Source organism: Mesorhizobium sp. YL-MeA3-2017 (assembly GCF_030814575.1).
GTDB classification, from domain to species: Bacteria; Pseudomonadota; Alphaproteobacteria; order Rhizobiales; family Rhizobiaceae; genus Mesorhizobium; species Mesorhizobium terrae.
Genome location: NZ_JAUSVH010000001.1, coordinates 1,049,789 through 1,076,709, shown reverse-complemented (window position 1 = coordinate 1,076,709; position 26,921 = coordinate 1,049,789). Strand labels below are relative to the sequence as shown.

At 64.6% G+C, this 26,921-nt stretch carries 23 protein-coding genes; 16 read left to right on the top strand and 7 right to left on the bottom strand.

Annotation, left to right across the window (positions count from 1 at the left end; translation table 11 throughout):
- Positions 1 to 81 precede the first annotated feature (81 nt).
- The 12 genes from QFZ88_RS05080 to QFZ88_RS05025 all read left to right on the top strand — a co-directional run bounded on the left by QFZ88_RS05080 (position 82) and on the right by QFZ88_RS05025 (position 14,096).
- Positions 82 to 1,008, top strand: coding sequence for a D-alanine--D-alanine ligase (locus QFZ88_RS05080; RefSeq protein ID WP_024923431.1), 927 nt, complete (start codon positions 82 to 84; stop codon positions 1,006 to 1,008).
- Positions 996 to 1,937: a cell division protein FtsQ/DivIB gene (locus QFZ88_RS05075; RefSeq protein WP_024923430.1), complete on the top strand. Its 942-nt coding sequence runs from the start codon at positions 996 to 998 to the stop codon at positions 1,935 to 1,937. The genes QFZ88_RS05080 and QFZ88_RS05075 overlap by 13 nt, the downstream gene beginning before the upstream one ends.
- Complete coding sequence (ftsA, locus tag QFZ88_RS05070) at positions 1,934 to 3,241, top strand: cell division protein FtsA (RefSeq protein WP_024923429.1); 1,308 nt, start codon at positions 1,934 to 1,936, stop codon at positions 3,239 to 3,241. Before QFZ88_RS05075 ends, ftsA begins: the two co-directional genes overlap by 4 nt.
- Positions 3,242 to 3,313: 72 nt before the next feature.
- The gene (gene ftsZ, locus QFZ88_RS05065; RefSeq protein WP_024923428.1) at positions 3,314 to 4,993 is read left to right on the top strand and encodes a cell division protein FtsZ; all 1,680 of its coding nucleotides are present in this window, start codon (positions 3,314 to 3,316) and stop codon (positions 4,991 to 4,993) included.
- A gap of 272 nt (positions 4,994 to 5,265) precedes the next feature.
- Positions 5,266 to 6,210, top strand: coding sequence for a UDP-3-O-acyl-N-acetylglucosamine deacetylase (gene lpxC / locus QFZ88_RS05060; protein ID WP_024923427.1), 945 nt, complete (start codon positions 5,266 to 5,268; stop codon positions 6,208 to 6,210).
- Between the two features lie 199 nt (positions 6,211 to 6,409).
- Positions 6,410 to 7,282, top strand: a complete 873-nt coding sequence (locus QFZ88_RS05055; protein WP_024923426.1) for an outer membrane protein assembly factor BamD — start codon at positions 6,410 to 6,412, stop codon at positions 7,280 to 7,282.
- Between the two features lie 70 nt (positions 7,283 to 7,352).
- Complete coding sequence (gene recN, locus QFZ88_RS05050) at positions 7,353 to 9,026, top strand: DNA repair protein RecN (protein ID WP_024923425.1); 1,674 nt, start codon at positions 7,353 to 7,355, stop codon at positions 9,024 to 9,026.
- Between the two features lie 15 nt (positions 9,027 to 9,041).
- Positions 9,042 to 9,452 carry a hypothetical protein gene (locus QFZ88_RS05045; protein ID WP_024923424.1) on the top strand — a complete coding sequence of 137 codons (411 nt, stop codon included), beginning with the start codon at positions 9,042 to 9,044 and terminating at the stop codon, positions 9,450 to 9,452.
- Positions 9,453 to 10,041: 589 nt separating this feature from the next.
- Positions 10,042 to 12,258 carry an NAD-dependent DNA ligase LigA gene (gene ligA / locus QFZ88_RS05040; RefSeq protein WP_024924431.1) on the top strand — a complete coding sequence of 739 codons (2,217 nt, stop codon included), beginning with the start codon at positions 10,042 to 10,044 and terminating at the stop codon, positions 12,256 to 12,258.
- Positions 12,258 to 12,950 carry a DUF2461 domain-containing protein gene (locus QFZ88_RS05035; RefSeq protein WP_024924432.1) on the top strand — a complete coding sequence of 231 codons (693 nt, stop codon included), beginning with the start codon at positions 12,258 to 12,260 and terminating at the stop codon, positions 12,948 to 12,950. The genes ligA and QFZ88_RS05035 overlap by 1 nt, the downstream gene beginning before the upstream one ends.
- A 100-nt stretch (positions 12,951 to 13,050) precedes the next feature.
- On the top strand, positions 13,051 to 13,803 hold the full coding sequence (locus QFZ88_RS05030) for an AzlC family ABC transporter permease (protein ID WP_024924433.1): 753 nt from the start codon (positions 13,051 to 13,053) through the stop codon (positions 13,801 to 13,803).
- The gene (locus QFZ88_RS05025) at positions 13,800 to 14,096 is read left to right on the top strand and encodes an AzlD family protein (RefSeq protein ID WP_024924434.1); all 297 of its coding nucleotides are present in this window, start codon (positions 13,800 to 13,802) and stop codon (positions 14,094 to 14,096) included. Before QFZ88_RS05030 ends, QFZ88_RS05025 begins: the two co-directional genes overlap by 4 nt.
- Positions 14,097 to 14,126: 30 nt before the next feature.
- Here QFZ88_RS05025 and QFZ88_RS05020 read toward each other — a convergent pair whose 3' ends face one another.
- The 3 genes from QFZ88_RS05020 to QFZ88_RS05010 all read right to left on the bottom strand — a co-directional run bounded on the left by QFZ88_RS05020 (position 14,127) and on the right by QFZ88_RS05010 (position 17,558).
- On the bottom strand, positions 14,127 to 15,953 hold the full coding sequence (locus tag QFZ88_RS05020) for an aminopeptidase P family protein (protein ID WP_024924435.1): 1,827 nt from the start codon (positions 15,951 to 15,953) through the stop codon (positions 14,127 to 14,129).
- Between the two features lie 112 nt (positions 15,954 to 16,065).
- On the bottom strand, positions 16,066 to 16,938 hold the full coding sequence (locus tag QFZ88_RS05015) for a 50S ribosomal protein L11 methyltransferase (RefSeq protein ID WP_024924436.1): 873 nt from the start codon (positions 16,936 to 16,938) through the stop codon (positions 16,066 to 16,068).
- A gap of 41 nt (positions 16,939 to 16,979) precedes the next feature.
- Positions 16,980 to 17,558 (bottom strand): SCO family protein, encoded by a 579-nt coding sequence (locus QFZ88_RS05010; RefSeq protein ID WP_024924437.1) that lies wholly within the window; start codon positions 17,556 to 17,558, stop codon positions 16,980 to 16,982.
- A 212-nt stretch (positions 17,559 to 17,770) separates the two neighbouring features.
- Here QFZ88_RS05010 and QFZ88_RS05005 point away from each other — a divergent pair, with 212 nt between their 5' ends.
- From QFZ88_RS05005 to QFZ88_RS04995, 3 genes are all read left to right on the top strand, one after another.
- The gene (locus QFZ88_RS05005; protein WP_036255056.1) at positions 17,771 to 18,274 is read left to right on the top strand and encodes a CreA family protein; all 504 of its coding nucleotides are present in this window, start codon (positions 17,771 to 17,773) and stop codon (positions 18,272 to 18,274) included.
- A gap of 41 nt (positions 18,275 to 18,315) precedes the next feature.
- A complete protein-coding gene (locus tag QFZ88_RS05000) occupies positions 18,316 to 18,954 on the top strand; it encodes a DapH/DapD/GlmU-related protein (protein WP_024924439.1) in 639 nt (212 codons plus the stop codon).
- Positions 18,955 to 19,233: 279 nt separating this feature from the next.
- Positions 19,234 to 19,545: a hypothetical protein gene (locus QFZ88_RS04995; RefSeq protein WP_024924440.1), complete on the top strand. Its 312-nt coding sequence runs from the start codon at positions 19,234 to 19,236 to the stop codon at positions 19,543 to 19,545.
- A 143-nt stretch (positions 19,546 to 19,688) separates the two neighbouring features.
- On the opposite strand, the gene QFZ88_RS04990 is transcribed toward QFZ88_RS04995, so the two are convergent.
- Positions 19,689 to 20,840, bottom strand: a complete 1,152-nt coding sequence (locus tag QFZ88_RS04990) for a hypothetical protein (RefSeq protein ID WP_137900515.1) — start codon at positions 20,838 to 20,840, stop codon at positions 19,689 to 19,691.
- A 401-nt stretch (positions 20,841 to 21,241) separates the two neighbouring features.
- Here QFZ88_RS04990 and QFZ88_RS04985 point away from each other — a divergent pair, with 401 nt between their 5' ends.
- The gene (locus QFZ88_RS04985) at positions 21,242 to 21,523 is read left to right on the top strand and encodes a hypothetical protein (protein WP_024924442.1); all 282 of its coding nucleotides are present in this window, start codon (positions 21,242 to 21,244) and stop codon (positions 21,521 to 21,523) included.
- On the opposite strand, the gene QFZ88_RS04980 is transcribed toward QFZ88_RS04985, so the two are convergent.
- The 3 genes from QFZ88_RS04980 to QFZ88_RS04970 all read right to left on the bottom strand — a co-directional run bounded on the left by QFZ88_RS04980 (position 21,520) and on the right by QFZ88_RS04970 (position 26,769).
- Positions 21,520 to 22,104, bottom strand: a complete 585-nt coding sequence (locus tag QFZ88_RS04980) for a TMEM175 family protein (protein WP_024924443.1) — start codon at positions 22,102 to 22,104, stop codon at positions 21,520 to 21,522. The two genes, QFZ88_RS04985 and QFZ88_RS04980, sit on opposite strands and share 4 nt — an antisense overlap.
- A 75-nt stretch (positions 22,105 to 22,179) precedes the next feature.
- Positions 22,180 to 23,514: a DUF2778 domain-containing protein gene (locus QFZ88_RS04975; RefSeq protein ID WP_024924444.1), complete on the bottom strand. Its 1,335-nt coding sequence runs from the start codon at positions 23,512 to 23,514 to the stop codon at positions 22,180 to 22,182.
- A gap of 489 nt (positions 23,515 to 24,003) precedes the next feature.
- Positions 24,004 to 26,769, bottom strand: a complete 2,766-nt coding sequence (locus tag QFZ88_RS04970) for an ATP-dependent helicase (RefSeq protein WP_024924445.1) — start codon at positions 26,767 to 26,769, stop codon at positions 24,004 to 24,006.
- Positions 26,770 to 26,921: the final 152 nt, after the last annotated feature.

The following is a 26,921-nucleotide window of genomic DNA, read 5'->3' as shown; positions in this document are numbered from 1 at the left end:
GGGGAAGTCATTCTCCGGACGTGGGCGATTCATGGCTAGGAAACTGAAATTGAAGACCCGCCGCTAGAGGGATGACGGGGTATGAAGAACAAACATGTGGCCGTCTTGCTGGGAGGTTTTTCGTCCGAGCGGCCCGTGTCTCTGTCGTCCGGCAAGGCATGTGCGGATGCGCTGGAGGCGGAGGGGTATCGCGTCACGCGCGTCGATGTCGGTCGCGATGTTTCGGCGGTTCTCGCGGAGTTGAAGCCCGATGTTGCCTTCAATGCGCTGCATGGTCCGTTCGGCGAGGATGGCACGATCCAGGGTGTGCTCGAATATCTCGACATTCCCTATACGCATTCCGGCGTGCTCGCCTCGGCGCTTGCCATGAACAAGGAGCAGGCGAAGCGGGTTGCGAAGGCTGCGGGCATTCCTGTTGCTGAATCCAAGGTCACCAGCCGTTTCTCGATCAAGAACGAACACCCGATGAAGCCGCCTTATGTGGTGAAGCCGGTGAATGAGGGGTCGAGCTTCGGCGTCGTCATTGTCAAGGAAGGGCAGACCCATCCGCCGCAGCTGATTTCCTCTCCGGAGTGGAATTACGGCGAGGAGGTCATGGTCGAGCGCTACATCCATGGGCGCGAGCTGACCTGCGCGGTGATGGGCGATGTCGCGCTTGGGGTCTGCGAAATCATCCCGACCGGCCATTCCTTCTACGATTATGATTCAAAATACGTTCCGGGCGGCTCAAAACACGAGGTGCCCGCTAAAATTTCACTAAATATTTACCAAAAAATACAGACACTGGCCCTCAAGGCTCACCAAGCGATCGGCTGCCGGGGCGTCTCCCGGTCGGACTTCCGTTACGATGACCGTTATTCCGAGAACGGCGAGGTTGTCTGGCTGGAGGTTAACACCCAGCCCGGCATGACGCCTACGTCTCTGGTGCCGGAAATCGCCGCGCATGCGGGGCATTCGTTTGGCGAGTTGTTGAGTTGGATGGTGGAGGAGGCGTCGTGTCGGCGTTGAACTGGGGACAGAACGGAAGGCGGGGCGCGATGCCGCGCGCCGGCCTCGGTGCGTCCTCGTGGTTCGACCGTTTCGTGCTGCCGAAGATGCTGCGCAAGCCCATGCGCACGCTGGGCCGCTTGGGCCGCGGCGACTTCACCGCGCCGCCCTTCACCGCTACCGCGATGACGGCGGTGCTGATGGCTTCCAGCCTGACCTATGGCGCCTATCTCGGCGGTCATCTCGACGGTTTCGTGCAGGACGTGACCGCTCGCACCGGTTTCGCCGTCGACCAGATCAAGGTGGTCGGCAATCGCGAAACCTCCGAAATCGACATTCTCGACAAGCTGGACCTCAATGGCTGGACCTCGCTGGTCGGCTTCAGCGCCGAGGGCGCGCGCGAGCGCATCGCCTCGCTGCCCTGGGTCGAGGGCGTGGCCGTTCGCAAGATCTACCCGCATCTGCTGGAAGTCCGCATCGAGGAGCGTCAGGCCTTCGCCATCTGGCAGCGCGGTTCCGATCTTTCGATCATCGAGCGCGACGGCCGCGTGATCGCTCCATACATCGGCGGCGACCAGTCCAGGCTGCCGCTTCTGGTCGGCGTCGGCGCGCCGGAACATGCGCCGGACCTGATGGCCAAGGTTGCGGGTTTCGCCGATCTCGCCAAGCGCGTGCGCGGCTATATCCGCGTCGCCGAGCGGCGCTGGGATCTGAAGCTCGACAACGGCATCACCATCAAATTGCCTGAAGACGGGATCGACCAGGCTCTTGCCGACCTGGCGCGCATGGATCGCGAGAAGGGGATTCTGTCGCGCGATATCGCCGCGGTCGACATGCGCCTTCCCGACCGGCTGACGGTGCAGCTGACGCCCGAGGCGGTCACCGCCCGCGATGCGGCGCTGAAGGAACAATCCAAGATGGCCAAGCGCAAGGCGGGGCAGCAGATATGAGTTGGCTCGGCGGCAACAATGACGCAGCCTCGCGCCGGTCCGGCATCCTCACGGTGCTCGACGTCGGTTCGAGCAAGGTCTGCTGCGTGGTGGCCAAGCTCAAGCCGCGCGAGGATGGCAACCTCCTGCGCGGTCGCTCGCATCGCATCCAGGTCATCGGCATCGGGCATCAGAAGTCGCATGGCGTGAAGTCGGGCGTGGTGATCGACCTCGATCGCGCCGAGCACGCCATCCGCCTGTCGGTCGACGCCGCCGAGCGCATGGCCGGCCTTACCGTGGATTCGCTGATCGTCAACATGACGGCCGGCCGCCTGAAGAGCGAAACCTTCAACGCCACCATCAATCTCGGCGGCCACGAGGTCGACGAGAACGACATCAAGCGCGTGCTCGCCGCCGGCGCCAAGCAGGCGCTGAAGTCGGAACGCGAAGTCATGCATGCGCTGCCGGTCGGCTTCTCGCTCGACGGCGAGCGCGGCGTGCGCGATCCGCGCGGCATGATCGGCGATACACTCGGCGTGGACATGCATGTCATGACCGGCGACTCCGCACCGCTGCGCAACCTCGAACTTGCCATCAACCGTTCGCATCTGTCGGTCGAGCGCATGATTGCCACGCCTTATGCCGCGGGTCTTGCGGCACTGGTCGACGACGAGCTCGAAATGGGCGCGGCCTGCATTGACATGGGCGGCGGCACCACGACGATTTCCGTCTTCTCGGAAGGCAAGTTCGTCTATGGCGACTCGATCCCGGTCGGCGGCAATCACGTTACGCTCGATCTCGCCAAGGGCCTGTCGACGTCGCTGGAAGCGGCCGAGCGCCTGAAAGTCATGCATGGCTCGGCACTGCCGGGCAGTGCCGACGACCGCGACCTCGTCACCATCCAGCCGATCGGCGAGGAGGGCGAAGCGCCGCAGCAAATTCCGCGTTCGGTGATGACACGAATCATTCGCGCCCGTATCGAGGAAACGCTGGAGCTGCTGCGCGAGCGGCTGAACAAGTCCGGTTACGGCAATGTGGTGGGCAAGCGGGTCGTGTTGACCGGCGGCGCCAGCCAGCTGGCCGGCATGCCGGAAGCGGCCCGCCGCGTGCTGGGCCGCAATGTGCGCGTCGGGCGTCCGCTCGGTGTCGCCGGCCTGCCGGAAGCGGCGAAGGGTCCAGCATTCTCGACCGCGGTCGGGCTGATGATTTATCCGCAGGTCGCCTCTTTCGAGAGCCGGTCTACGTTTGGGGTCTCGCGTTTCAAGATGACGGGAACGGGCGGGAGACTGCATCGGATGGGTCAGTGGTTGAGAGACAGTTTTTAGTTGAGTTGACGGGGACAGCCCCAAAGGCGGCCGCGACGGCGAAGCGGCGGTAAAGGCAAAAGGACGAGGACTATGACGATCAATCTGAAAAAGCCGGACATCACCGAGCTTAAGCCCCGCATCACCGTGTTCGGTGTCGGCGGTGGCGGCGGCAACGCGGTCAACAACATGATCACGGCGGGCCTTCGCGGGGTCGAGTTCGTCGTGGCCAACACCGATGCGCAGGCGCTCACAATGTCGAAGTCCGAGCGGCTGATCCAGCTCGGCGCCCACGTCACCGAAGGTCTCGGCGCTGGCTCCCAGCCCGAAGTCGGTCGTGCCGCCGCCGAGGAGTGCATCGACGAGATCACCGACTACCTGTCCAACACGCATATGTGCTTCGTCACCGCCGGCATGGGCGGCGGCACCGGCACCGGCGCGGCTCCCGTGGTTGCCCGCGCTGCCCGCGAGAAGGGCATCCTCACCGTCGGCGTCGTCACCAAGCCGTTCCACTTCGAAGGCCAGCGCCGCATGAAGACGGCAGACCTCGGCATCGAGGAACTGCAGAAGTGCGTCGACACCCTCATCGTCATCCCGAACCAGAACCTGTTCCGGCTCGCCAATGACAAGACCACCTTCGCCGACGCCTTCGCGATGGCCGACCAGGTGCTCTATTCGGGTGTTGCCTGCATCACCGACCTGATGGTCAAGGAAGGCCTGATCAACCTCGACTTCGCCGACGTGCGTTCGGTGATGCGCGAGATGGGCAAGGCCATGATGGGCACCGGCGAAGCTTCGGGCGAGGGCCGTGCAATGGCCGCCGCCGAGGCCGCGATCGCCAATCCGCTGCTCGACGAGACCTCGATGAAGGGTGCCAAGGGCCTGCTGATCTCGATCACCGGCGGCCGCGACCTGACCCTGTTCGAAGTCGACGAAGCCGCGACCCGTATCCGCGAGGAAGTCGACCAGGACGCCAACATCATCCTGGGCGCTACCTTCGACGAGGAACTCGAAGGCGTCATCCGCGTCTCGGTCGTGGCGACCGGCATCGACAAATCGGCCGAGCAGATTGCGGCCACGCCGATCTCGATCCGCGCCGCGCAGCCCAAGGCTCCGGCTCGTCCGGCAGCCGCGGCGGTTGCTGAAATCCGCAGCGCTCCGGTGCCGCAGTCGGCCTTGCAGGAACCGCGCGGCGTCGACCCGGTTGCGGAAGCCATCCAGCAGGCCGAGGCCAATGCCGCCGCGCTCGCCCAGCAGCCGCGTATGGCTGCTGCCGCCCCGCAGGACGAGTTCCGCCCGCAGAGCAAGCTGTTCCAGGCGCCGCCGGCCCAGCCGCAGCCGCACCCGGTGATGCAGCAGGTTGCGCCGCAGCCCGCCCCGCAGCCGGTGCGTGAAGCTCCGCAGCCGGCTCCCGTCCAGGCGCGCATGCCGCGCGTCGAAGACTTTCCGCCGGTGGTGAGGGCCGAAGTCGAGGCCAAGCAGCACCCGGTGGACCAGGAGGACCGCGGTCCGATGGGTCTGTTGAAGCGCCTGACCAACGGCCTGACCCGCCGCGAGGAAGAGCCTGCCCGCCTGCAGCCTGCGCAGCCGCGCGAGCCCAAGCTGCGCCAGGCCGCTCCGGAAGTGCGCCGGCTGAACAACCAGGATGCGCAGCTCTATGCTCCGCGTCGTGGCCAGGCCGACGACCAGGGCCGCTTTGCGCCGCAGCAGCGCGCGACTCACGAAGACGATCAGCTGGAGATCCCGGCCTTCCTGCGCCGCCAGGCCAACTGATCTTCTGACGGATTGTAACAGTTGTTAACAGGCAGGCGGGCAACCGCCTGCCTGTTTGCTTGAATAGCTTTTGAAAAACAAATAGTTATGATGAGCTTTCTTGCTCCCGTTGCCGTTACATCGGGTAAGAAAGCGTGATTTGGAACCTGCCTGACGGACCACTATCTTCCGCTGGCACTGAACGGTGGCGGGTATTTTTGGGGATGTGCCCCGCCAACCGAATGATCAAAGGCGCTACCAGAGAAGCCGACAGGCCGCGCCAAAAAGGGCACATGGGGATCAGTTTGCAGGACTACCAGACAACCCTGAAAGCGCGCGCGACATTGACCGGTATCGGCGTCCATAGCGGCACCACGGTCACCGTCCACTTTCTTCCCGCCGACGCCGACACCGGCATCGTTTTCCAGCTGACCGACGGCGACCAGCCGGCGCGCGAATTTCGTGCGCTCGCCTCCGAAGTCGGCGCCACCGACCTGTGCACCATGCTCGGCGACCCCGCCGGCCAGCACATCGCCACCGTCGAACATCTGATGGCCGCCGTGCTCGGGCTCGGCATCGACAATCTGGTCATCGAGATCGACGGCCGCGAGGTTCCCATTCTCGACGGATCGTCGATCCAGTTCGTGGAAGCCTTCGACCAGGCGGGCATCGAGGTCCTGGCGGTAAAGCGCCGCTTCATCCGCATCCTCAAGACCGTCCGCATCGAGAATGGCGCCTCCTGGGCCGAGTTCCGGCCCTATTCGGGCACGCGCTTCGAGGTCGAGATCGATTTCGAGAGCCCGGCCATCGGCCGCCAGAACTTCGCCACTGATCTGACCGCCGACACTTTCCGCCGCGAGATCGCGCGCGCCCGCACCTTCGGTTTCATGAAGGATGTGGAGCGGCTATGGGCGGCCGGCTACGCGCTCGGCTCCTCGCTCGACAATTCGCTGGTGATCGGCCACGACCACCACATCATCAATGTCGGCGGCTTGCGCTATCCCAACGAATTCGCGCGTCACAAGACGCTGGACGCCATGGGCGACCTGGCGCTGGCTGGCGCGCGTTTCATCGGCTGCTTCCGCTCCTATCGCGGCGGCCACCGGCTGAACGCTGCGGCGCTGCGCCGGCTGTTGTCGGACCGCAGTGCCTTCGAGGTGGTGGAAACGACGCGGCGTGGCCGCACCGGCGAAATGAACGCCATCAGCGCGCCGGTCTACGCTCCCTGGACGATCTGAACGCCACCGGCTTCCGGCAGCGTACGGCGCCTGTTGCGCGGACGCATCACCGGGTCGGCAAATTAGTGCGTGCCAATTCACGGCGGATTGCGCCACAAAATTGCACGATTGCAGGGCGATAGCGTTGCCGCGCGCGGCGGTTTTGGTTTATGGCTGCTCGCCGACGAAGGCAATGACGCCGAGAGGGCGAATTTCGATCATGTTTTTCAAACAGGCCGACCATCTGAAAGCGCCGGCAACGGCGACCCTTTTGGCACTTTCGATGCTTGCCGCGCCGCTCCTGCTTTCGGGCTGCATGTCCTCCGAAAAGGACATCGATCTGTCGACCTATGTCGACAACACCGAGCCGGGCGATGTGCTCTACAACCAGGCTCTCGCCAATCTGAACGCCGGCCGCCTCGATGAGGCGGCAAAGAAGTTCGCCGCCGTCGACCGTCAGCATCCCTATTCGGAATGGGCGCGCAAATCGATGGTGATGAGCGCCTTCACCAATTACCGCCAGGCCAATTACGATGACGCCATCAGCTCGGCCAAGCGCTACCTGACGCTTTATCCCTCGACCGACGATGCCGCCTACGCGCAGTACATCATCGGTCTCAGCTACTTCAAGCAGATCGAGGACGTCACCCGCGACCAGAAGGAAGCCAAGCTGACGATCCAGACCATGCAGGAACTGGTGACCCGCTGGCCGAATTCGGAATATGCCGAGGACGCCAAGGCTAAGATCCGCGTCGCCAACGATCAGCTCGCCGGCAAGGAAATGCAGGTCGGCCGCTATTATCTGGAGCGCAAGGAATATCTGGCCGCCATCAAGCGCTTCCGCACGGTGATCGAGAATTATTCCAACACCCGCCACATCGAAGAGGCTTTGGCCCGCCTGACCGAGGCCTATTATGCGCTGGGTCTCATCGACGAGGCGCAGACGGCGGCCGCCGTGCTTGGCCAGAACTATCCAGACAGCCAGTGGTACAAGGATTCTTACAAGCTGCTGCAGAGCAAGGGCCTGCAGCCGCGCGAGAATGCCGGCTCGTGGATTTCCAAGGCCGGCAAGCTGATCACCGGCGGCGCCTGATCGTCCTGCTGTCAAGATTGCGCGCCTGATGAGGGCGCGCATCAACCATCGTTGATGCTATAGAGCGCCGATGCTCTCCAGGCTATCGATTCGCGATATCGTCCTGATCGAACGGCTCGACATCGATTTCGCGCCGGGGCTTTCCGTTTTGACCGGCGAAACGGGCGCCGGCAAATCCATCCTTCTCGATGCGCTGTCGCTGGCGCTCGGCGCGCGCGGCGATGCCTCGCTGGTGCGCCACGGTGCCGCCCAGGGGCAGGTGACGGCGGTGTTCGACGTGCCGCGCAACCATCCGGCGCGCGAAATCCTGGCCGAGAACGCCATCGAGGACGACGGCGACATCATCCTGCGCCGCCTGCAGACGAGCGACGGGCGCACGCGCGTCTTTGTCAACGATCAGCAATCCTCCGTCACGCTGATGCGCGACATCGGCCGTGCGCTGGTCGAAATCCACGGCCAGCACGACGATCGCGCACTTGTCGATCCCGGCGCCCACCGCGATTTGCTCGACGCCTTCGCCGGTCATCTCGGCATCGTGCGCGCCACCAGCGAAGCCTGGCGATACTGGCGCGCCTGCGAGCAGGATCTGGCGCGCCACCGCGCCAAGGTGGAGGCTGCCGCCCGCGAGGCCGACTATCTGCGCGCCGCCGTCGCCGAGCTTTCCAAACTCGATCCGCAGCCGGGCGAGGAAACCGAACTGGCGGACCTGCGCACCACGATGATGCGGGCCGAAAAGATCGCCGCCGAGATCCACGACGCGCAGGACGTGCTGTCGGGCCAGTCCTCGCCGCTGCCGCAACTGGCCAGCCTGCTGAGGCGCCTGCAGCGCAAGGCCGGCGAGGCACCCGGCCTGCTCGAAGACGTGGTGAAATCGCTGGACGAGGCATTGATCTCGCTCGATGCCGCGCAATCGGGCGTCGAAGCGGCTTTGCGTGCCACCGAATACGATCCGCAGCGGCTGGAGAAGGCCGAGGAGCGGCTGTTTTCGCTGCGCGCCGCCGCGCGCAAGCACAATGTCACCGTCGACAATCTCGCCCAATTGCGTGACACGATGTCGGCCGATCTTGCCGATCTCGACGCCGGCGAGGAAAAGCTGCACGGCCTGGAAAAGCAGGCGGCGGTTTCGCGCGAGGCCTATGACCTTTCGGCGGCGCAACTGTCTGGCCTGCGCCATGCGGCGGCGACATCGCTCGCCAAGACGGTGATGGCCGAGCTGCCGGCGCTCAAGCTCGAACGCGCCGACTTCCTTGTCGAGATTTCCACCGAGGCGGACAACCGTCTGGAGGAAGGCATCGACCAGGTCGAATTCTGGGTGCGCACCAATCCGGGAACACGGCCGGGGCCGATGATGAAGGTTGCCTCCGGCGGCGAGCTGTCGCGTTTCCTGTTGGCGCTGAAGGTGGCGCTGGCCGATCGCGGCTCGGCGCCCACCCTGGTGTTCGACGAGATCGACACCGGTGTCGGCGGCGCGGTGGCCGATGCCATCGGCCAGCGGCTGGCCAGGCTGTCCAAGCGCGTGCAGGTTCTGTCGGTCACCCATGCGCCGCAGGTGGCGGCGCGCGCGGCGACGCATTTCCTGATTTCGAAATCGGGCGGCAGCGAGCGTGTCGCCACCGGCATTGCCGAGATGGATCGTCCCGCGCGCCAGGAAGAAATCGCGCGCATGCTGGCCGGCGCCACCATCACCGACGAGGCCCGCGCCGCGGCGGAACGGCTGCTCAGGGAAAATCTGGCTTCGTCCTAGATGAGCGGAGGGACCATGGCGTTCGCGATCAAGGCGGAAGTGAGTGACCCCCGGGCCAAGACGCTGACCTTTACGGCGCAAAAGACCATGTATGGCGGCAAGCGCATCGCGCCGGGCGATACGCTGTTTGTGTTCGCCAGCGAGAACGAGGGCGGGCAGGGGCTGATTGCGCGGGGCGTGGTCACCGCCGCCGAGGCGGTCGCGCGCAAGGCCGACGTCGAGCGGCAGACGCCACGGGTGAGCATCGCGGTGACCTGCACCGCCTTTGCCAGGCGGCCGCTGGGGCGCGGTGAGCTGAAGCGCTTCAAGGATTGGGACGACGGCCGGCCGGAGAGCGAGCTCAATTTCAAATTCTACCGCCAGGCCACCAACAAGATCGTCGGCATCTCCGACGAGACGGCGGCATTCCTGGACGGATTTTTCTGAGGCGGCCTGTCTTTTCCGTCCTTCGCGGCGACGGTGCCGCACGCGGCGGCGCAAGATGTGGATAGAAAACGCGGCGGTGCGCGCAAGTCCAAAGAAAGAACCCCGTCCCTTCAATCCCTTGCCGCAAACCGCACGAAAATCACGCCCGGATTTGCCCACACGTTCGGGGCTTGCACGACAATCGGCCCATCGCCCTCACGGGAACCTGGTGCGCACCGGGTATCAGGGAGGGCGCCGGTGCCGGACTGGCAGCGCTAACGGTGGCGCTGTCTGGTGACGAGCCCTAAGTCCGGGCCCTGGAAAAACCCGGCTGCCGCGAATGGCGGCTTTGAGGTCCGAAGTCTGCCGTCGCGAATGACGGCGAGGTCGGTCCGGGGCAAGAACACTGGCGGGGCGCCCGGAAGGCGCCACGTACTGTTTGCTAAGAGGCACCGACCCGGCGCCCCGCTTCCCACCTCCCGCAAGGGAGCATTTCTCGGCAAAGGCCAGACGGAGATTTCCGGGTGTGGCAGTGGTGATGCGCGCCCCTCTTGAACCCGCACCCCCGGTCCGGCCATAGTCCGCAGCCGAAGCAGCCACGGAAATTGCCATGTCCTCTCTCTCCGAAAAAGACGTCGAAACGCTTGACCTGGAGGAGGCGGCCGCCGAGCTGAAACGACTGGCCGGCGAGATCGCCGAACATGACCGGCGCTACCACGCCGAGGACGCGCCGACGATCTCGGACGCCGACTATGACGCGCTGCGCCGCCGCAACCTCGCCATCGAGGACCGGTTCCCGGCCCTGGTTCGCGAGGATTCGCCGTCGCTCAGGGTCGGCGCGCCGCCGGCGGAAGGCTTCGCCAAGGTGCGCCATGCCGTGCCGATGCTCAGCCTCGCCAAGGCCTATACGGACCAGGACGTGGTCGACTTCCTCGATCGCGGCCGGCGGTTCTTCGAGCGCGACAAGGACCTCGACATCGCCTTCACGGCGGAACCGAAGATCGACGGGCTGTCGGCGTCTTTGCGTTACGAGAACGGTGTGTTCGTGCAGGGCGCGACACGTGGCGACGGCACGGTGGGCGAGGACATCACCGCCAATCTGAGGACGATCGCCGACATTCCGCACCGGCTGAAGGGCACAGGCTGGCCCGAAACCATCGAGATACGCGGCGAGGTCTACATGACCTATGCGGAATTCGAGGCGCTCAAGCAGCGCTCGGCGGCCGCCGGCGGCCAGGACTATGTCAATCCGCGCAACACGGCGGCCGGCTCGTTGCGCCAGAAGGATGCCTCCGTCACCGCCAGCCGCAACCTCAATTTCTTCGCCTATGCCTGGGGCTACACCACCGAGGACCCGGCGCCGACGCAGTATGAGGCGGTGCGGAAATTCGCCGAATGGGGGTTCAGGATAAGCCCGCTGATGGTGCGGGCGAAATCGGTCGACGACCTGATCGCCCAGTACAAGCTGATCGAGGAACAGCGCTCGTCGCTCGGCTACGACATCGACGGCGTCGTCTACAAGGTCGACCAGCTCGAATTGCAGCGTCGCTGGGGTTTCGTCACCGGCGAGCCGCGCTGGGCCGTCGCCCACAAATTCCCGGCCGAGCAGGCAACGACCACGGTCCACAAGATCGATATCCAGGTCGGCCGCACCGGCACGCTGGCGCCGGTGGCGCGGCTGGCGCCGGTCACGGTCGGCGGCGTCGTCGTCGAGAACGTCACGCTGCACAACGAGGATTACATCAAGGGCTTCGATTCGAACGGCGAGCCGATCCGCGAGGGCAACGACATTCGCGTCGGCGACACCGTCGTGATCCAGCGGGCGGGCGACGTCATCCCGCAGATCGTCAGCGTCGTCATCGACAAGCGGCCGGCGAACGCGGTGCCTTATGAATTCCCGCATACCTGTCCGGTCTGCGGCTCGCCGGCGACGCGCGAGATCAACGAGAAGACCGGCAAGGAGGATTCCCGCCGTCGCTGCACCGGCGAACTGATCTGCGCGGCGCAGGCGGTGGAGGGGCTGCGCCATTTCGTGTCGCGCGGCGCTTTCGATATCGAGGGGCTGGGCTCGGAGAACATCGACCTGTTCTTCAACGCCGGGCTGGTCAAGACGGCCGCCGACATCTTCACGCTGAAAGACCGGCGCACTGACGTCCAGCAGGCCCTGTTCGAGCGGCGCGAGGCGCAGGCGCGCGAGCGCGAGGCGGCGAAAGGCACGGCCCGCAAGAAGGTGCTTACGGCCGAGGAGCGCACCTATGAGGGGCTGGACAAGCTGTTTGCGGCCATCGACGCGCGCCGCGAGCCCGAACTCGACCGCTTCATTTTCGCGCTCGGCATCCGCCACATCGGCGAGACGACGGCGGCGGTGCTGGCCCGCACCTTCTCGACCATCGAGGAACTGATCCGCGTCGGCAAGGAGACGGCAGCCGCCGAGGATCCGCATACGGTGTTCCCGTCGGTCAACGGCATCGGCGACACGGTGATCGGCGCGCTGCGCGATTTCTTCGGCAATGAGCGCAATGACGAGGTGCTGGATGCGCTTTTGGCACAGGTGCACCCCAAGCCCTATGTCGTGACGGTTTCGGCCGACAGCGTCGTTGCCGGCAAGACGGTGGTGTTCACCGGGTCGCTGGAGAAGATGACGCGCTCGGAGGCCAAGGCGATGGCCGAGCGGCTGGGCGCCAAGGTGGCGGGCTCGGTTTCGGCCAAGACCGACCTCGTCGTGGCCGGCCCCGGCGCCGGTTCCAAGCTGAAAGCCGCGACCGATCTCGGCATCGAGGTGATCGACGAGGACAGCTGGTTGGAACGCGTCGGCAGGAGCAGCTGATGTCGGCCGTGTTCACCGGCTTCGGCCAGAAGGCCATTCCGTTCCTCAAGGCGCTGGATTTCCACCAGAACCGGGAGTGGTTCCACGAAAACCGCGACCTGTTCGAAAAGGAGCTGCGCGAGCCGCTCGGCGATCTGGTCGAAACGCTGACCGAGCGGTTTGGCGCCGCCGGCCTCGGCCTGCGCGGCGACCGCAAGAAGTCGCTGTTCCGCATCAACCGGGACGTGCGCTTTTCGAAGGACAAAAAACCCTACAACACCCATGTCTCGGCCATTCTGTCGCCGGACGGCACCAAGTCGGATTTGGGTGTTTTCTTCTTCTATCTCGGGCTCGACGCCTGTTTTGCCGCCGTCGCCTGGTGGCAGCCGGACGCCGCATTGCTGCAGGCGCTGCGGCGAGCCATCGAAACCCGGCCCGCTGAATTCCGCAAGCTGGTCGCAGCACTTGGCAAGGGCGGGTTGGAGTTCGGCACGCAAGGCGCGATGAAGCGCATGCCGCGCGGCTTCGAGCATGTCGTGGATGCCGATCTCGCCGCGGCCATCCGCAACCGCCATTTCGTCGTTCGCCAGACTATCGATCCCGCCGACATTCACACGCCGGCGCTGGCCGACCAGCTCGCAGCCTTCGCGGTTCACGCCAGGCCGCTGCTTGACTGGGGCAGGGCCATTCAGGGAAGCGTAGCGCCGCAATGAACGGCCCGACCTATCATTTTCGCTGATCGTTTGGCTCAAGCGAATTGGTGTGACAACCAGCCGCCGGCTACCTAAATACGGCCTTCCACAGGAGAGGCCGATGTCGTCGCAAGCGATCGCCGAAAGGTCCCGGGCCAGCGAATTCTGGCAGGGCGTGCGGCTGAGCACGCCGGTTGTCGTGGCTTCGGCGCCGTTCGCCATGCTGTTCGGGGCGCTTGCCGTCGACAATGGTTTTTCGGTCGTCGAGGCGATTTTGATGAGCGCCACCGTCTATGGCGGCGCCAGCCAGATGGTCGGCATCGAGCTGTTCGGCCAGCATGTCGCGCCCTGGCTGATCGTGCTTTCGATCTTCGCCGTCAATTTCCGCCACGTGCTTTATTCGGCCGGCATCGGCCGGCGCATCGCCCATTGGCCGGTCGTGCAGCAGGCGCTCGGCTATTTCATCCTGACCGATCCGCAATACGCCATCTCGGAACGCAAGGCTGAAAGCGGCGAGACGGTCAGCTTCATCTGGTATCTGGGGCTCGGCCTGCCGGTCTATGTGTTCTGGGTGGTCGAGACCGCGCTTGGCGCCTATTTCGGCAAGCTGATCACCAACACCCATTCGCTCGGCATCGACTTCCTGCTGCCGATCTATTTTTTCGGTCTGGTCATGGGTTTCCGCAAGCGGCCGCTGTGGCTGCCGGTGGTGGCGGTCAGCGCGGTTGCCTCGATCATCGCCTACAAGACCGTCGGCTCGCCCTGGCATGTCTCGATCGGCGCGGTCGCCGGCGTGCTGCTCGCCGTCATCCTGCCGCCGCACCATAGCGGCGTCGGCGTCAAGCCTGGCGACGAGATGGAGGAACAGCCGTGAGTTCGACCTTCTGGATCATCATCGCGGCGGCGATTGCAACATACCTTACCCGGGTCGGCGGCCATTTGGTCATCTCGCGCTTCGAGCGTGTGCATCCGCGCGTCGAGGCCGGGCTGAATGCGGTGCCGGCCGCGGTGCTTACCACGCTGGTGGCGCCGGCGGTGCTTGGCGCCGGTCCGGCCGAATGGGCGGCGCTCATCGTGGCAGGGGCCGTCTCGCTGCGCGGCGGGCTGCTGTCGATGTTCTTGGCGGGCGCCGCGGTGCTGATCTTGGCGCGCCAGTTCGTGGCGTAAGCACCTTTCCACTGGGGGAAGGTTGGTGCCTTACAGCGGTGCCGTGGCCTTTTCCAGCCAGGCCAGCGTCTCGCCATCCACCATCGGTCCGATCTCGGCCAGGACGCGGGCGTGATAGGCATCCAGCCATTCAAGCTCGGCCTTGGTCAGGAGATCGGCGCGGATCAGCCGGCGGTCGATGGGTGCGAGCGTCAGCGTCTCGAAGTTGTGCATGGCGATGTCGCCGCCTTCGATTTCCTCCGCCGGCGTGACGATGATCAGGTTCTCGATGCGGATGCCGTAATGGCCTTCCTTGTAATAGCCCGGCTCGTTGGACAGCATCATGCCGGCCAGAAGCTTCTCCGTGCCGGTGCGGGCGATGCGCTGCGGGCCTTCATGCACGGCGAGGTAGGAGCCGACGCCATGGCCGGTGCCGTGGGCGTAATCGCAGCCATGCTGCCACAGGGCCATGCGGGCGACGGCGTCGATCTCGGAACCGCGCGTGCCGGCCGGGAAGCGCAGCATCGAAATGCCGATCATGCCCTTGAGCACCAGCGTGAAGCGTTCGCGCATCTCTTCCGACGGCTTGCCGATGGGGACGGTGCGGGTGATGTCGGTGGTGCCGTCCTGATATTGCGCACCGGAATCGAGCAGGAACAGCTCGTCCTTTCCTAGCTTGCGGTTGGTCTCGGTGGAGACGCGATAATGCATGATGGCGCCATTGGGGCCAGCGCCCGAAATCGTGGCGAAGGACACATCGCGCAGCGACATCTGGGTTTCCTCGCCGGTTTTGCGGCGTACCTCTTCCAGCCGCTTGACGACGGTGATCTCGTCGAGCGTGCCTGGCTTCTGGCGCTCCAGCCAGCACAGAAGCTTGGCCACGGCGGCGCCGTCACGGCGATGCGCGGCGCGGCTGCCGGCGATCTCGGCCTGGTTCTTGGTGGCACGCGGGATGCGGGCGGGGTCGGCGGCGGCAATGACGGTGCCGCCATTGTCCTCGACCAGCATACGCAGCCGGTCGGCGGCGAGAACCGGGTCGAGCGCGACCTTGGCGCCGCCTTTTGCGAGGGCCACGACAGCGCCCTCGAATTCGGCTGGTTCGTGCAGATCGCTGAGCTGGGTGAGATAGGCGGCCACGGTGCGCGAAAACTTGCGGCTGTCCATGAACAGCTGGTGCTTGCCGTTGGCCGCCAGGATGGCGAAGCCGAGCGCCAGCGGGGTGTGGGGCACGTCGCCGCCACGGATGTTGAAGGCCCAGGCGATGGAGGAGGGGTCGGTCAGCACGGCATGAGTAGCGCCGTCCTTCTCGATCGCTGAAGCCAGTCTCGCCAGCTTGTCCTTGGCGAGTTCGCCGGCGAAGGATTGGGGATGCAGTTCGACCGGTGCGATCGGCGCATCGGGCTGGTCGTCCCAGATGAGATCGATCGGGTTCGCGGTCACCGGAACCAGTTCAGCACCGGACCTTGCCGCGCCTGCCTTCAGCGCCTTCACTTCAGCGATGGTGTGCAGCCAGGGATCGAAGCCGAGCCGTGCGCCCTTGCCGAGGTTCTCCGAAATCCACGAAGCGGGCGGATTGTCGATCAGGCTCTCGATGACGAAGATGTCGAGATCGACCTCGGCGCGCACCTGCAGCGTGTAGCGGCCGTCGACGAAGACGAAGGCACGGTCGCCGAGCACGATGGCGACGCCGGCCGAGCCGCTAAAACCGGTCAGCCAGCGCAGCCGCGCCGAGCGCTCGGGCACATATTCGCCCTGATGCTCGTCGGCGCGCGGCACCATGAAGCCGTCGAGGCCGTTGTCGGCCAGCCATCGGCGCAGCCTGGCAACGCGCGGCTTGCCCACGGTGGGATCGCCAGCGGGGTCGAAGGTCTGGAACATGGGCTAAAACCTGCGGGCTATTGGATTGCGTGGCCGGACCGTAACCGCATGGCCGATGCCTGACAATCGGCGCGGTGTGGTCCAGAAGTCTGGAGCGGGATGCGTGGCTATGTCAGCGCTTCATGTGGATGGTCACCCAGCCTTCGCGATGGGTGGTGCGTACATGGCGGAACTGCTGGCCGGCATAAGCCGCCACCACGGCGTCGCGCTGGCGGTCCAGAATGCCGGACAGCACGATGGAGCCGCCAGGGGCCAGGTATTTCGCCATTTCCGGTGCCAGTTTCATCAGCGGCCTGGCCAGGATATTGGCGACGATCAGGTCGAAGGGGGCACGGGCGGCAAAGACCGGGTGATGGAAACCAGGCGCGGTCACCGCCTCGACCAGCGACGAAACCTGGTTCAGCCGCGCATTGGCGACGGCGACCTCGATGGCGACAGGGTCGATGTCGGTGGCCAGAACCGGGATATGGGCGAGGCGCGCGAGCGCGATGGCCAGCACGGCGCTGCCCGTGCCGAGATCAAGCGCATTGCGCGGCTTTTCGCGGATCGCCACCCGCTCCAGCATAGCGAGGCAGCCGGCGGTGGTGCCATGGTGACCGGTGCCGAAGGCAAGGCCCGCCTCGATCTCGATGGCGATGTCGCCGGCGTGGCGCATCTGGCGGTCATGCGCGCCATGGACGAGGAAGCGCCCGGCGCGCACCGGTTTCAGCCCATCCAGCGAACGTGCCACCCAGTCGACATCCGGCAACACCTCGCGCTCGACCGGCCTGGACAGGCCAAGCGAGGCTAGCTCGGTCTTCAGGCGGGCCTCGATCGGCTCGATGTCGCCATCGGCGTAGAGCGAAACTTCGTGCAGGTCCCGATCCTCGTCGAGTTCCAGCACGGCGATCGGCAAGCCGTCCTCCTCGAACACCAGTTCGAGAGCGGCGAAGACGCGGTCGGCCTCGGCCTTGGAAGCGGTCAGAAAAAGGCGCGTCTGGCCCATGGGCACCTGTCTTGCGGCTCGGCCGCGTTAAAGGATCTTGCTTAGCCGTCTTTGGCCAGCCGCTTCAATTTGGCAAGTGCGGCGTCCGGGTTTTCCTCATAGGCGATGGTGCCGAAGAAGTCGCCCTTGCGGTTGAGCATCAGCACGGAAGCGGTGTGGTCCATGGTGTAGTCGCCGCCGCTGGTCTCGACCCGCTTGAAATAGATGCCGAACGACTTCGCCATGGCGCGCACCTTGTCGGGATCGCCGGTGATGCCGACGATGCGGTCGGAGAAATTGCCGACATAGGCCTTGATGACGTCAGGCGTGTCGCGCTCCGGATCGATGGAGACGAAGTAGGCCTTGATGTTCTTGCCGTCGTCGCCCAGCGTCTTCAGCCAGCCGGAGAGTTCGAACAGCGTGGTCGGGCACACTTCCGGGCAATGGGTGAAGCCGAAGAACAACACGGTCGGCTGGCCGCGGAAGGCCGCTTCGGTGACGGGCTGGCCGGTCTGGTCGGTCAACGCGAAGGGCGCGCCGAAGGGTTGGCCGCCATAGTGGCCGCGATACCAGTCGAAGGTCAGCCAGCCGATGCCGGCGGCCATGAGCACGAGAATGCCGATGAGGATTGAGCGCATCATGGGAAGGGTCCGGGCAGAAGTTCGTTTGCGGTTTCGGTAGCCGGTCCGTTTTCAGGACTTGCACGGCGAGACCATGTTCGGCGGCGACATTATCGCCTTGCCGAAACGAGCGCAAAGTGCGTCATTGCCGCAACCTGGACTGCGGACCGCCTTGCAAGCAGCAGGTGGCGGGCCCAAGTGAAGGTGGCATCAACGTAGCCAAGGAGGCTTTCTTGCTTCACAGCACGACGCGAAAACTGATTGGCGGGGCGCTGGTCGGCTCGCTGCTCGTCGCCGCCGGCGCGACCTTTGCCCAGGAGGTCGGCAAGGTCGGTGTCGACTGGTTGGGCAACGACATCATCGTGGAAGCCATCAAGGACCCGAAGGTCGAAGGCGTGACCTGCCACGTTTCCTATTTCGATCGCGGCGTCATCGACCGGCTGCAGAAAGGCAACTGGTTCGAGGACCCGTCGGACTCGGCCATTTCCTGCCAGCAGACCGGGCCGCTCAGCATCGGCGACATCGACCTCGGCAAGGGTGGCGAAGAGGTGTTCAAGCAGGGCATCAGCCTGATCTGGAAGAAGCAGGTGGTGAACCGCATCTACGACAAGGCCAACAACACGTTGGTCTACCTGTCGCATTCGCGCCAGGTGCAGAACGGCTCGGCCAAGATGGCGATCTCGACGGTGCCGCTCTACAACCAGAACGTCGCCTGGAAGAACGGCAAGCCGCAATAGCCCGGCTTGCGAGGTCTGGCTGCCCGGCGTAAAGCCGGGTCATGGACCGCAACGACCAACTCGTGCCGAAGGATCGGGAGCCTCGCATCCACCCGACCGCGGAGCTGAAATCCTGTCGCCTCGGCCGCTATTCGGCCATAGGCGAGCGCGTCGTGCTGCGCGAGGTGACGGTCGGCGACTTCTCCTATTTCGAGCGCCATGCCGAGGCCATCTACACCAGCATCGGCAAGTTCTGCTCCATCGCAGCCAACAGCCGCATCAATGCGCTGGAACATCCGATGGAGCGGCTGACCACGCACAAGGTCAGCTACCGGCCGAACGAGTATTTCCGCTGGCTGGGCGTCGACAACGGTTTCCGCGAGCGGCGCCGGGCGAGGCCGGTGACGATAGGCCATGACGTCTGGGTCGGCCATGGCGCGGTGATCCTGCCGGGGGTGAGCATCGGCAACGGTGCGGTGATAGGCGCCAATGCCGTCGTATCGCATGATGTGCCGGCCTATATGATCGTCGCCGGCGTGCCGGCGAGGCCGCTGCGCCGGCGCTTCAGCGAGGAGATTGCCGCGCGCATCGAGACGCTGTCCTGGTGGGACTGGCCACCGGAGGTGCTGGCCAGGGCTGTTCCGGACATGCAGGCGCTCGCCATCGAGGCCTTTCTCGACCGCTGGGAACGGGAAGCCTAGGCCGGCTTCAGGTCATTTTCACCAGCACCTCGTCTCAGTTCTTAACCATGAGTGTTTGCGCGGAGATATCGCGCAAGCTCAATTTGGTGTTCGCGGTAACCATTCTTGGTAACCAAATTATTTAACGTAAAACATTAAAGTTAAAAATTGGAAAACATCGTGTATTCCTAAATTACACTTCGCTCATACTTGTGTAGTTTGTGATCATGTGTACTATCAATCCTCAGAGGTACTGATGAAGAGGCGCAAGTAAACACTGTTGTAACAAGGAGAGAAGTCATGAAGAAATTCGCGATTGTACTCACTGCCGCAGTTGTTTCGTTTTCAACCGTCAGCGCTTATGCCGGCGGCTTCGGTTCCCACGGCAACAGCAACAACTCGGGCGGTGGGCTCATCAACATTTCCCCCGGCATCGCCCTGGGAGACATCGGCATCCTGAACGGCTCGCCGATCCTCAGCGGCAACAACACGCAGGTCGGTGGTATCCTGAACGGCGTGGGCGTCGGCATCCTGGGTGTCGGCACCGGTCTCAGCAAGGTCACCAACACCATTCTCGGCGGTGGCAACACTTATAAGCTCGGCAAGCACTGAGCATCAGGGGCGGTTTGCCTGAACAAGGCAATCCGGGGGGCGGGAGGGTTTTGCAGCCCTTCCGCTTTTGCCTTTTCAGGATTTGAGGATCATCCGATCATCTGAGCGCGCGATGCTGGTTTGCCCGGCGCGCATATTGGCGGTCAGATCTTGGCGCGCAGCGCGATAAAAGTATCGACGGTGTTCTCACGCACGTCGATCACCGTCTTGAAGGTGCGGGTCACATCCACCCGCAGCACCACGGCGGCGCGGGCGCTCGCGTCATAGGTAGCTTCCGCGTAGAAGATGCGCTTGCGCTCCACATTCTCCCACAAAAGATTGCGCTTGAACTCGCAGGCAACACCAGAGGCGAGCTTCAGGTCCTCGCGCAGCTTATAGCCGACCTCGAATTCGCCGCGGTTGACCCAGGAAGCGAGCGGGTCGTCGCTGTCGGCGGTTTCGTAACGGCCGTACCATGTGCCGCGCAGGTCGAAACCCTTTGGCAAAGGCTTGGCGAAGGTGAGCTGCCAGGCCGGTCGGATGCGCGAATAGGTGTCGTCGGCGCCATGCAGCAGCTCAGCGCCCAGCGCGAGGCCCGCAGTGGCGCCGCCAGCCCCGACATAAGTGATCTCGCCACGCAGGCCGTATTGGTTGAGCGAAACGCCAACCGGCGGACTGCCGAGCCGCTCGACGGCGATGCGCAGCGCCGTCGCCTGGACGCCCAGGGTGAACTGACCGAGCGTACGCACCAGTTTGATCGCGACCTGCGCGTTGCGCTTGTCGGGGTCGAGCTTGCTGGGCAGGAAGATGTCGTTCTCGAAATGCGTGAGGCCGGCTTTTTCGAAGCTGGTCGTGGCGTCGACGATGAGCGCGGTGGCGTTGCCGAGGTCCAGGCCGACCTGCACCTGGCCACTCACCACCTGCTTCAGCGTGCGGGTGCCGATCACGACGGGGCCGAAGTCGATATGGTCGCCCTTGGTGGTGGCGTTGTAGGCGAGGGTGCCGCGCAGTTCGAGGCCGCCGGCGAGGCGACGGAAAGCCTGCACCTGTACGCCGCCGGCGCGGTCGTCCTCGATGGTGACCTCGTCATGGCGCGTCGCTTGGCCTTCGGCGTTCAGCGAAACATAGGCGTCCTCGTCGCCCCATTTGCGGAAGAAAGTGCCGCGCAGCAGGGAATACCAGTCGGCGACTGGCTTATCGCTCCGCATCGCATTGGTGGTGTAGTGACGCTCGATGCTGGTGGTGATGGTTGGCTGCAGCGCCTCGCCAGCGCGGGCTGGGGTGCCGGCCAAGCCGAATGCGACGCTGGCGGTCAAGATCAGCGATCCGCCCAGCGCCCTTGCCGTCATTTGTGCCCAGGTCCCGCCAGTGTTTCGGGCATGATGGCATCTCCAGATACCAGACCCCTTCCGCCTGCTAGTGCGAAGCGGAAGGGGCCCGAGGTACCGCTCAAGGCGGAAGAGCAGACATCATTGCCTGCAAGTTCAAATTTTGCATAGAATCCATAAAAATATATTACCGTGTTATTATATACAGAACTTAAGATGTATTCGTTCTGATCTCGGAGAGTTCAAGAACGCGCGGCCGCGTGCTGAAAACTGTACGCTGTACTGCTTTTCGAGATGAAGTAGAAGTGTGCGCTGCACAATGGACTTGGTGTTGCCGCGATCCGCCGGTAGAAGGGGCGCATCGGCATATCATGGGCCTCGACGAAACATTGACCGACTGGCTGGAGATCCTGAAACAGGAAACCGCGACCGGCGAGCGCATGAGTCGCGAGGTGCCGGAGATGCTCACGCATCCCGAGATCAGCGAGCAGCAGGTCAGGACTCTGTTTTCGGCGCTCGAGAAGCAGGTCGATTTCGCTGAGAAGCTCAGGCTAGCCCTGGAAAAGTTCGACCACGACTTTCCCGTCATCACCGCCGCGGAGCGGCTCGAAGAACGCTATGCCGATCTCGCTGCTACCGTGGCGGAGAAGCTGAAGGCGATGCGGCGCTAGCCTTGTTTTTCGTGCAGCTGTCGTTCGAAGCGTTTGTCGGGCACGAACCACATGGCGGCGACACATACGTAAAGCGCGAGGCCGAGCCACTGGTTGACGAAGGCGAGCGCGACCGCCGCCAGATAGATGACCACCGAGAGCTTGCCCTTCAGGTCATTGCCCAGCCCGCGCGCGAAGGCGGTCTGTGGTCCGTGCAGCCGGCGAAGGGCGGTGACCAGCAGCCAGTAGGCTATGCCGCACAGCACCAGGTCGATGCCGTAGACGGCGACCGGGACCGGCGCGAAATGGTTCTCGCCCATGAAGGCGGTGGTTGCCGGCATCAGCGACAGCCAGAACAAAAGATGCAGGTTCGCCCATAAAACGCGGCCGTCCACCCGTTCCACCGTGTGGAACATGTTGTGCAGGTTGTTCCAGTAGATGCCGACATTGACGAAGGACAGCACGTAGGACAGGAAGATCGGCCACTGCGGCACCAGCGCCGAGAAGGTTTCGCCTTCGGGCACTTTCAGTTCCAGCACCATGATGGTGATGATGATGGCGACGACGCCGTCGGTGAATGCTTCGACGCGGCCTTTGCCCATGCTCTCTCCCGCTGCAGCCTATGGTAGAATCAGCTGCAAGCCATCATAGAGCGGCCAGGCTAGGCTAGGAAAGGTTCAGACGCCGCGACCATTGTCGGCGACGGTGGCCGCCTTGCCGCGCGAACTGCCGCCCACTACCACCAGCCGCTTGATCTTGCCCTGCTTGAAGGCGGCGAGGAAGCGCTTGTAGTCCTTGAAGGCAACGCAGCCATGCGACTGCGCGCGGCCGCCGCGCAGCAGATAGGAATGCGCGAGCAGGCCGGTGCGGCCATGCTTGGTCTTGCCGTCGGTGGGGGTGAGGCGGATCGCCTCGACGCCGTGGAACAAGGATTCCCGCATCGACAGATTGTAGGTGTCGGGCGGCGTCGGGCCGCGCATCTTCTGGTTCACGTAGCGGACATTGTCGGCCATTTCGCCAATGCCGGAATGCGCCTCCAGCCTGGAGCCATCGGGCATGGTGACGGTGGCGGAGGCGATGTCGTAGACGGCGGTACCGTTGCCGGCACGGGCGCTGGAGCCGGGCGAAGAGAACAGGTTGCGGAACGCTTGGCCAAGACCGCCGCTTTCCGCCGGATTGTCCGGTCGCGCATAGGCGAGCACCGGCTGCGACGGTTGGGTGATGCGCTTCGGCTTCGGGGCCGGTGGGGTCACGGGCTGAGGTGTCGCCTCGGCACGGCGCGGCTTTTCTTCCGCCTTCGGGCGCTCTTCGGCGCGAGGGCGATAGACCGGCAGCGGTCCGCTGTCCGGCACGGCGGCGAAAGCGGGCGCGTCGGTCTGGCCGGGATCGGCCAGCGCGATCTCCTGATCACCACTGTCGTCCTGCTGGTCGGGCAGCACCAGGCTCGCCACCAGAACATCGCGCACGGCGGCGTCGGGCGTCGGCGATGGCTCGGCGAAACCGAGCTCGACATTGGACGGGCCAGAGAGCGCGAGCGCAACGCGCGCGGCGCGTTCCGGCTCGGCGAGCTGCGGGCCGAAACGATCGGCGTCGGGCGTTGCGGAAATCGATGCGGTTGCGGCGAAGCGTTCACCGAGCGGGGCGTTCGCCACCAAAGCGGCAGCGGCTGCCGTCTTGGCCTTTTCCGCCATCGCCAGCTTCTCTGCCTCGGCCTGCCGTCGGAATTTCGCCCATTCGCGCGCGACAAGCGCTTGTTTGAGCTTGGACGCCGCTTCGCCACCGCGCGGATCGACCATGGCGGTGCTGGCACGCACGGGCATGAAATGCGCATTGGCGCGGATCGAAGTGGCGGCCGAATAGGCGCCCGCGACGGTTGCCAGCGACCATAGCGCAAGGGCAACACCCGCGCCGGGGATGGCCACCCAGGCGACTAATTTGCCCGAGCGGGCGAGGATTTTTTTCAGACCGTTTGCGGAACCGCCGCCCCGGACTACTTCACGCGCGAACGCCATGCCAACCGAACTTCTTTCAATCGGCGCTACACGTGGAAACCGCGCTACCCATTCGCCCGCCGGGAGGCCGGCGAAGCGGCGCGTTCCATTGCCGATCGTCTCAAAGGATGGACAAAGATGGTTAACCAATCCCTGTGATGCCCCTCTTTGGATTGGAGCCCGCCGCGACAAACCCTCCTAAAAAGGCAAGAAAGCGGCAAAAACGCCACATGGCAAGGATTTTTGTCCGATTCACCCAAAGAAAATGACGTTAGGGAAGGGCGTGGAAGCGGCCCGCGCAGGAGATGAAAAGCCAAGTGCATGGCGTTTCAAGCTTCGAATGCGGCGCGTTTCCGGGAGGCCGGGCGCAGACATCACCGACCCTCGGCGATGGCTTGGATCGTCGAGGCTTGGCGAAGTTCACCAAGCCTCTTCAGGCGCTTGCGGCAAGCGCTTCTGTCTGTTTGAGCTTGTTGGCCGGGTTAAAAATTGAACGCGTTCGGCGGTTTCTCACACCGCCGTCACGAACCCGTCCAGCACCTTCTTCTGGCCGGCGCGGTCGAAATCGATGGTCAGCTTGTTGCCGTCGATCGCGGAAATATTGCCGTTGCCGAACTTCTGGTGGAAGACGCGGTCGCCGACCTTGAAGGCCGATGGCTGGTCGGCGACGGACTTCGCCACCAATTCACCCTCGATGGTGCGGCCCTTCACCGAAGTGCGGCCGGCGCCGTAGCCGGAATCGACCTCGCCATAGCCGATGCGCTCGACCTGGTGGCCGCTGCGCGTGCCCCAATTGCGGCTGGTCGCCTCGGTGCGGTTTTGTTGCGCGCGTGCCCAACCGGGCGTGGCATAGCTGTTGGAGAAGGCGCCGCCCTGGCCCCTTTCTTGTCCGGCTGCGCCGCCTTTCTGGTCGCCACGGCCGGCAAAACCGCCGGACGGCGAGCCGAGGCTGTCGAAGCGCGAGGCGCCGTAAGGGTTCTGGCGTCCGGCTGAAAAACCGCCGCGCCCGGAAGCGAAGGCACCGCCGCCATAAGGATTGCCGTAGCCGCCATAGTTCGAGCCACCGCCCTCCTGCACCTCGACATGGGCTTCCGGCAATTCGTCGAGGAAGCGCGACGGGATGGTCGATTGCCACAGCCCGTGAATGCGGCGGTTGGAGACGAACCACAGATGCAGGTTCTTCTTGGCGCGGGTGAGGCCGACATAGGCCAGCCGCCGTTCCTCTTCCAGGCCCGAGCGGCCGCCTTCGTCCAGCGCGCGCTGGTGGGGAAACAGGCCTTCCTCCCAGCCGGGCAGGAACACGGTCTCGAACTCCAGCCCCTTGGCCGAATGCAGGGTCATGATCGAGACGGCGTCGAGACCCTCATTCTGCTCGGCGTCCATCACCAGCGCGACATGTTCGAGGAAGGCGCGCAGCGATTCATACTCCTCCATGGAGCGGATCAGCTCCTTGAGGTTTTCGAGACGACCCGGCGCGTCGGCCGAACGGTCGTTCTTCCACATGTCGGTGTAGCCGCTCTCCTCGAGAATTGTCTCGGCGAGTTCGGTGTGCGGCGTGGTGTCGAGCAGGCTTTGCCAACGGGCGAAGTTGGCGGCGACCTCGCGCAAGGCGGCGCGCGGCTTCGGCTTCAGTTCGTCGCTTTCGGCGAGCTTGCCGGCGGCCTCCAGCATCGGAACGCGCAGCGCGCGCGCCGTGTCGTGGATCTGGCGGATGGTGGCGTCGCCGAGGCCGCGCTTCGGCACGTTGACGATGCGCTCGAAGGCAAGGTCGTCGGCGCCCTGGGCGACGACGCGGAAGAAGGCCATGGCGTCGCGGATTTCCTGGCGCTCGTAGAAGCGCGGGCCGCCGATGACACGGTAGTTGAGGCCGATCTCGATGAAGCGATCCTCGAAGGAGCGCATCTGGAAGGAGGCGCGCACCAGGATGGCCATGTCGTTCAGCTTGTGGCGGTCTCGCTGATAGGCCTCGATGGTCTCGCCGACGGCGCGTGCTTCTTCGTCGGAATCCCAGGCGGCGTGCACATTGACCTTGGGGTCTTCCGGGTCGGGCCGGTCGGTGAACAGCGTCTTGCCGAGGCGGCCTTCATTGTGGGCGATGAGATGGGCGGCGGCACCCAGGATATGGGCGGTGGAGCGGTAGTTGCGCTCCAGGCGGATGACGGTGGCACCCGGAAAATCCTTCTCGAAGCGCAGGATGTTGTCCACCTCGGCGCCGCGCCAGCCATAGATCGACTGGTCGTCGTCGCCGACGCAGCAGATGTTGACGAGGTTTCTTTCCCTCTCCCCGTTCACGGGGAGAGGGTGGTCCGCAGGACCGGGTGAGGGGCGGGAGCTCGCCTCGGAGACGTTTGCGCCGCCCCTCATCTGCCTGCCGGCATCTTCTCCCCGTGAACGGGGAGAAGAGGGCTGTTTCGGTCGCTGCGCGAGCAGCCTGAGCCACATGTACTGAGCGGTGTTGGTGTCCTGGTATTCGTCGACGAGGATGTATTTGAACTTGCGGTGGTACTCGGCCAGCACGTCGTGATGCTGGCGGAAGATGCGGATCGGGTGCAGCAACAGGTCGCCGAAGTCGCAGGCGTTCAGCGTGGTCAGCCGGTCCTGATAGGCACGGTAGAGCTCGCGGCCACGGCCATTGGCAAAGGCGCGCGCATCGCCTTCCGGAATCTCGTCGGGGCCGAGACCCTTGTTCTTCCAGCCGTCGATCATCTGCGCGAAGGTGCGCGGCGCCCAGCGCTTGTCGTCCAGCCCCTCGGCCTGGATCAGCTGCTTGATCAGACGGATGACGTCGTCGGTGTCGAGGATGGTGAAGTCCGAGCGCAGGCCGGCAAGTTCGGCATGGCGGCGGAGCAGCTTGACGCCGATGGAGTGGAAGGTGCCCAGCCACGGCATGCCCTCGACCGCCTCGCCGACGAGGATGCCGACGCGCTGCTTCATCTCGCGCGCGGCCTTGTTGGTGAAGGTGACGGCTAGGATCTGCGAAGGGAAGGCGAGGCCCTGGCTGAGGATATGGGCGATGCGGGTGGTGAGCACGCGTGTCTTGCCGGTGCCGGCGCCGGCCAGCACCAGCACGGGACCTTCGGTGGTTTCCACCGCCTGGCGCTGCTCGGGGTTCAGCCCCTTCAGATAGTCGGGCGGGTTGTTGTGGCCCTGGCGGGCGGCCATGGCGCGGGCGGCGATGCCGGAGGGGCCTGACTGTGGTGCGGGTGCACGCGCGCTGTCGAAACGCGGAGCATCGTCCTCGTCGAAGAAGGGCATGTCGTGGGGGTCGCCGGCCATTTCGCCTCCGAATGTAGTGATTCGGGCGAGAAAGGCCAGCAATGTTCACACACTGTTCCCTAATTTGGCGGGTTTGCGGGCCATTGACGCCACCAGCAGGATGCGGCTAGCGTCGATTACGGCTCGACGCAGCCGGCAGTCCGCGCCCCGAA

Excerpts from the sequence above, each read along its gene's own strand:
- QFZ88_RS05080 (WP_024923431.1), top strand. The coding sequence starts at position 82 with ATGAAGAACAAACATGTGGCCGTCTTGCTGGGAGGTTTTTCGTCCGAG.
- ftsA (WP_024923429.1), top strand. The coding sequence starts at position 1,934 with ATGAGTTGGCTCGGCGGCAACAATGACGCAGCCTCGCGCCGGTCCGGC.
- ftsZ (WP_024923428.1), top strand. The coding sequence starts at position 3,314 with ATGACGATCAATCTGAAAAAGCCGGACATCACCGAGCTTAAGCCCCGC.
- lpxC (WP_024923427.1), top strand. The coding sequence starts at position 5,266 with ATGGGGATCAGTTTGCAGGACTACCAGACAACCCTGAAAGCGCGCGCG.
- QFZ88_RS05055 (WP_024923426.1), top strand. The coding sequence starts at position 6,410 with ATGTTTTTCAAACAGGCCGACCATCTGAAAGCGCCGGCAACGGCGACC.
- recN (WP_024923425.1), top strand. The coding sequence starts at position 7,353 with ATGCTCTCCAGGCTATCGATTCGCGATATCGTCCTGATCGAACGGCTC.
- QFZ88_RS05045 (WP_024923424.1), top strand. The coding sequence starts at position 9,042 with ATGGCGTTCGCGATCAAGGCGGAAGTGAGTGACCCCCGGGCCAAGACG.
- ligA (WP_024924431.1), top strand. The coding sequence starts at position 10,042 with ATGTCCTCTCTCTCCGAAAAAGACGTCGAAACGCTTGACCTGGAGGAG.
- QFZ88_RS05035 (WP_024924432.1), top strand. The coding sequence starts at position 12,258 with ATGTCGGCCGTGTTCACCGGCTTCGGCCAGAAGGCCATTCCGTTCCTC.
- QFZ88_RS05030 (WP_024924433.1), top strand. The coding sequence starts at position 13,051 with ATGTCGTCGCAAGCGATCGCCGAAAGGTCCCGGGCCAGCGAATTCTGG.
- QFZ88_RS05020 (WP_024924435.1), bottom strand. The coding sequence starts at position 15,953 with ATGTTCCAGACCTTCGACCCCGCTGGCGATCCCACCGTGGGCAAGCCG.
- QFZ88_RS05015 (WP_024924436.1), bottom strand. The coding sequence starts at position 16,938 with ATGGGCCAGACGCGCCTTTTTCTGACCGCTTCCAAGGCCGAGGCCGAC.
- QFZ88_RS05010 (WP_024924437.1), bottom strand. The coding sequence starts at position 17,558 with ATGATGCGCTCAATCCTCATCGGCATTCTCGTGCTCATGGCCGCCGGC.
- QFZ88_RS05000 (WP_024924439.1), top strand. The coding sequence starts at position 18,316 with ATGGACCGCAACGACCAACTCGTGCCGAAGGATCGGGAGCCTCGCATC.
- QFZ88_RS04995 (WP_024924440.1), top strand. The coding sequence starts at position 19,234 with ATGAAGAAATTCGCGATTGTACTCACTGCCGCAGTTGTTTCGTTTTCA.
- QFZ88_RS04980 (WP_024924443.1), bottom strand. The coding sequence starts at position 22,104 with ATGGGCAAAGGCCGCGTCGAAGCATTCACCGACGGCGTCGTCGCCATC.
- QFZ88_RS04975 (WP_024924444.1), bottom strand. The coding sequence starts at position 23,514 with ATGGCGTTCGCGCGTGAAGTAGTCCGGGGCGGCGGTTCCGCAAACGGT.
- QFZ88_RS04970 (WP_024924445.1), bottom strand. The coding sequence starts at position 26,769 with ATGGCCGGCGACCCCCACGACATGCCCTTCTTCGACGAGGACGATGCT.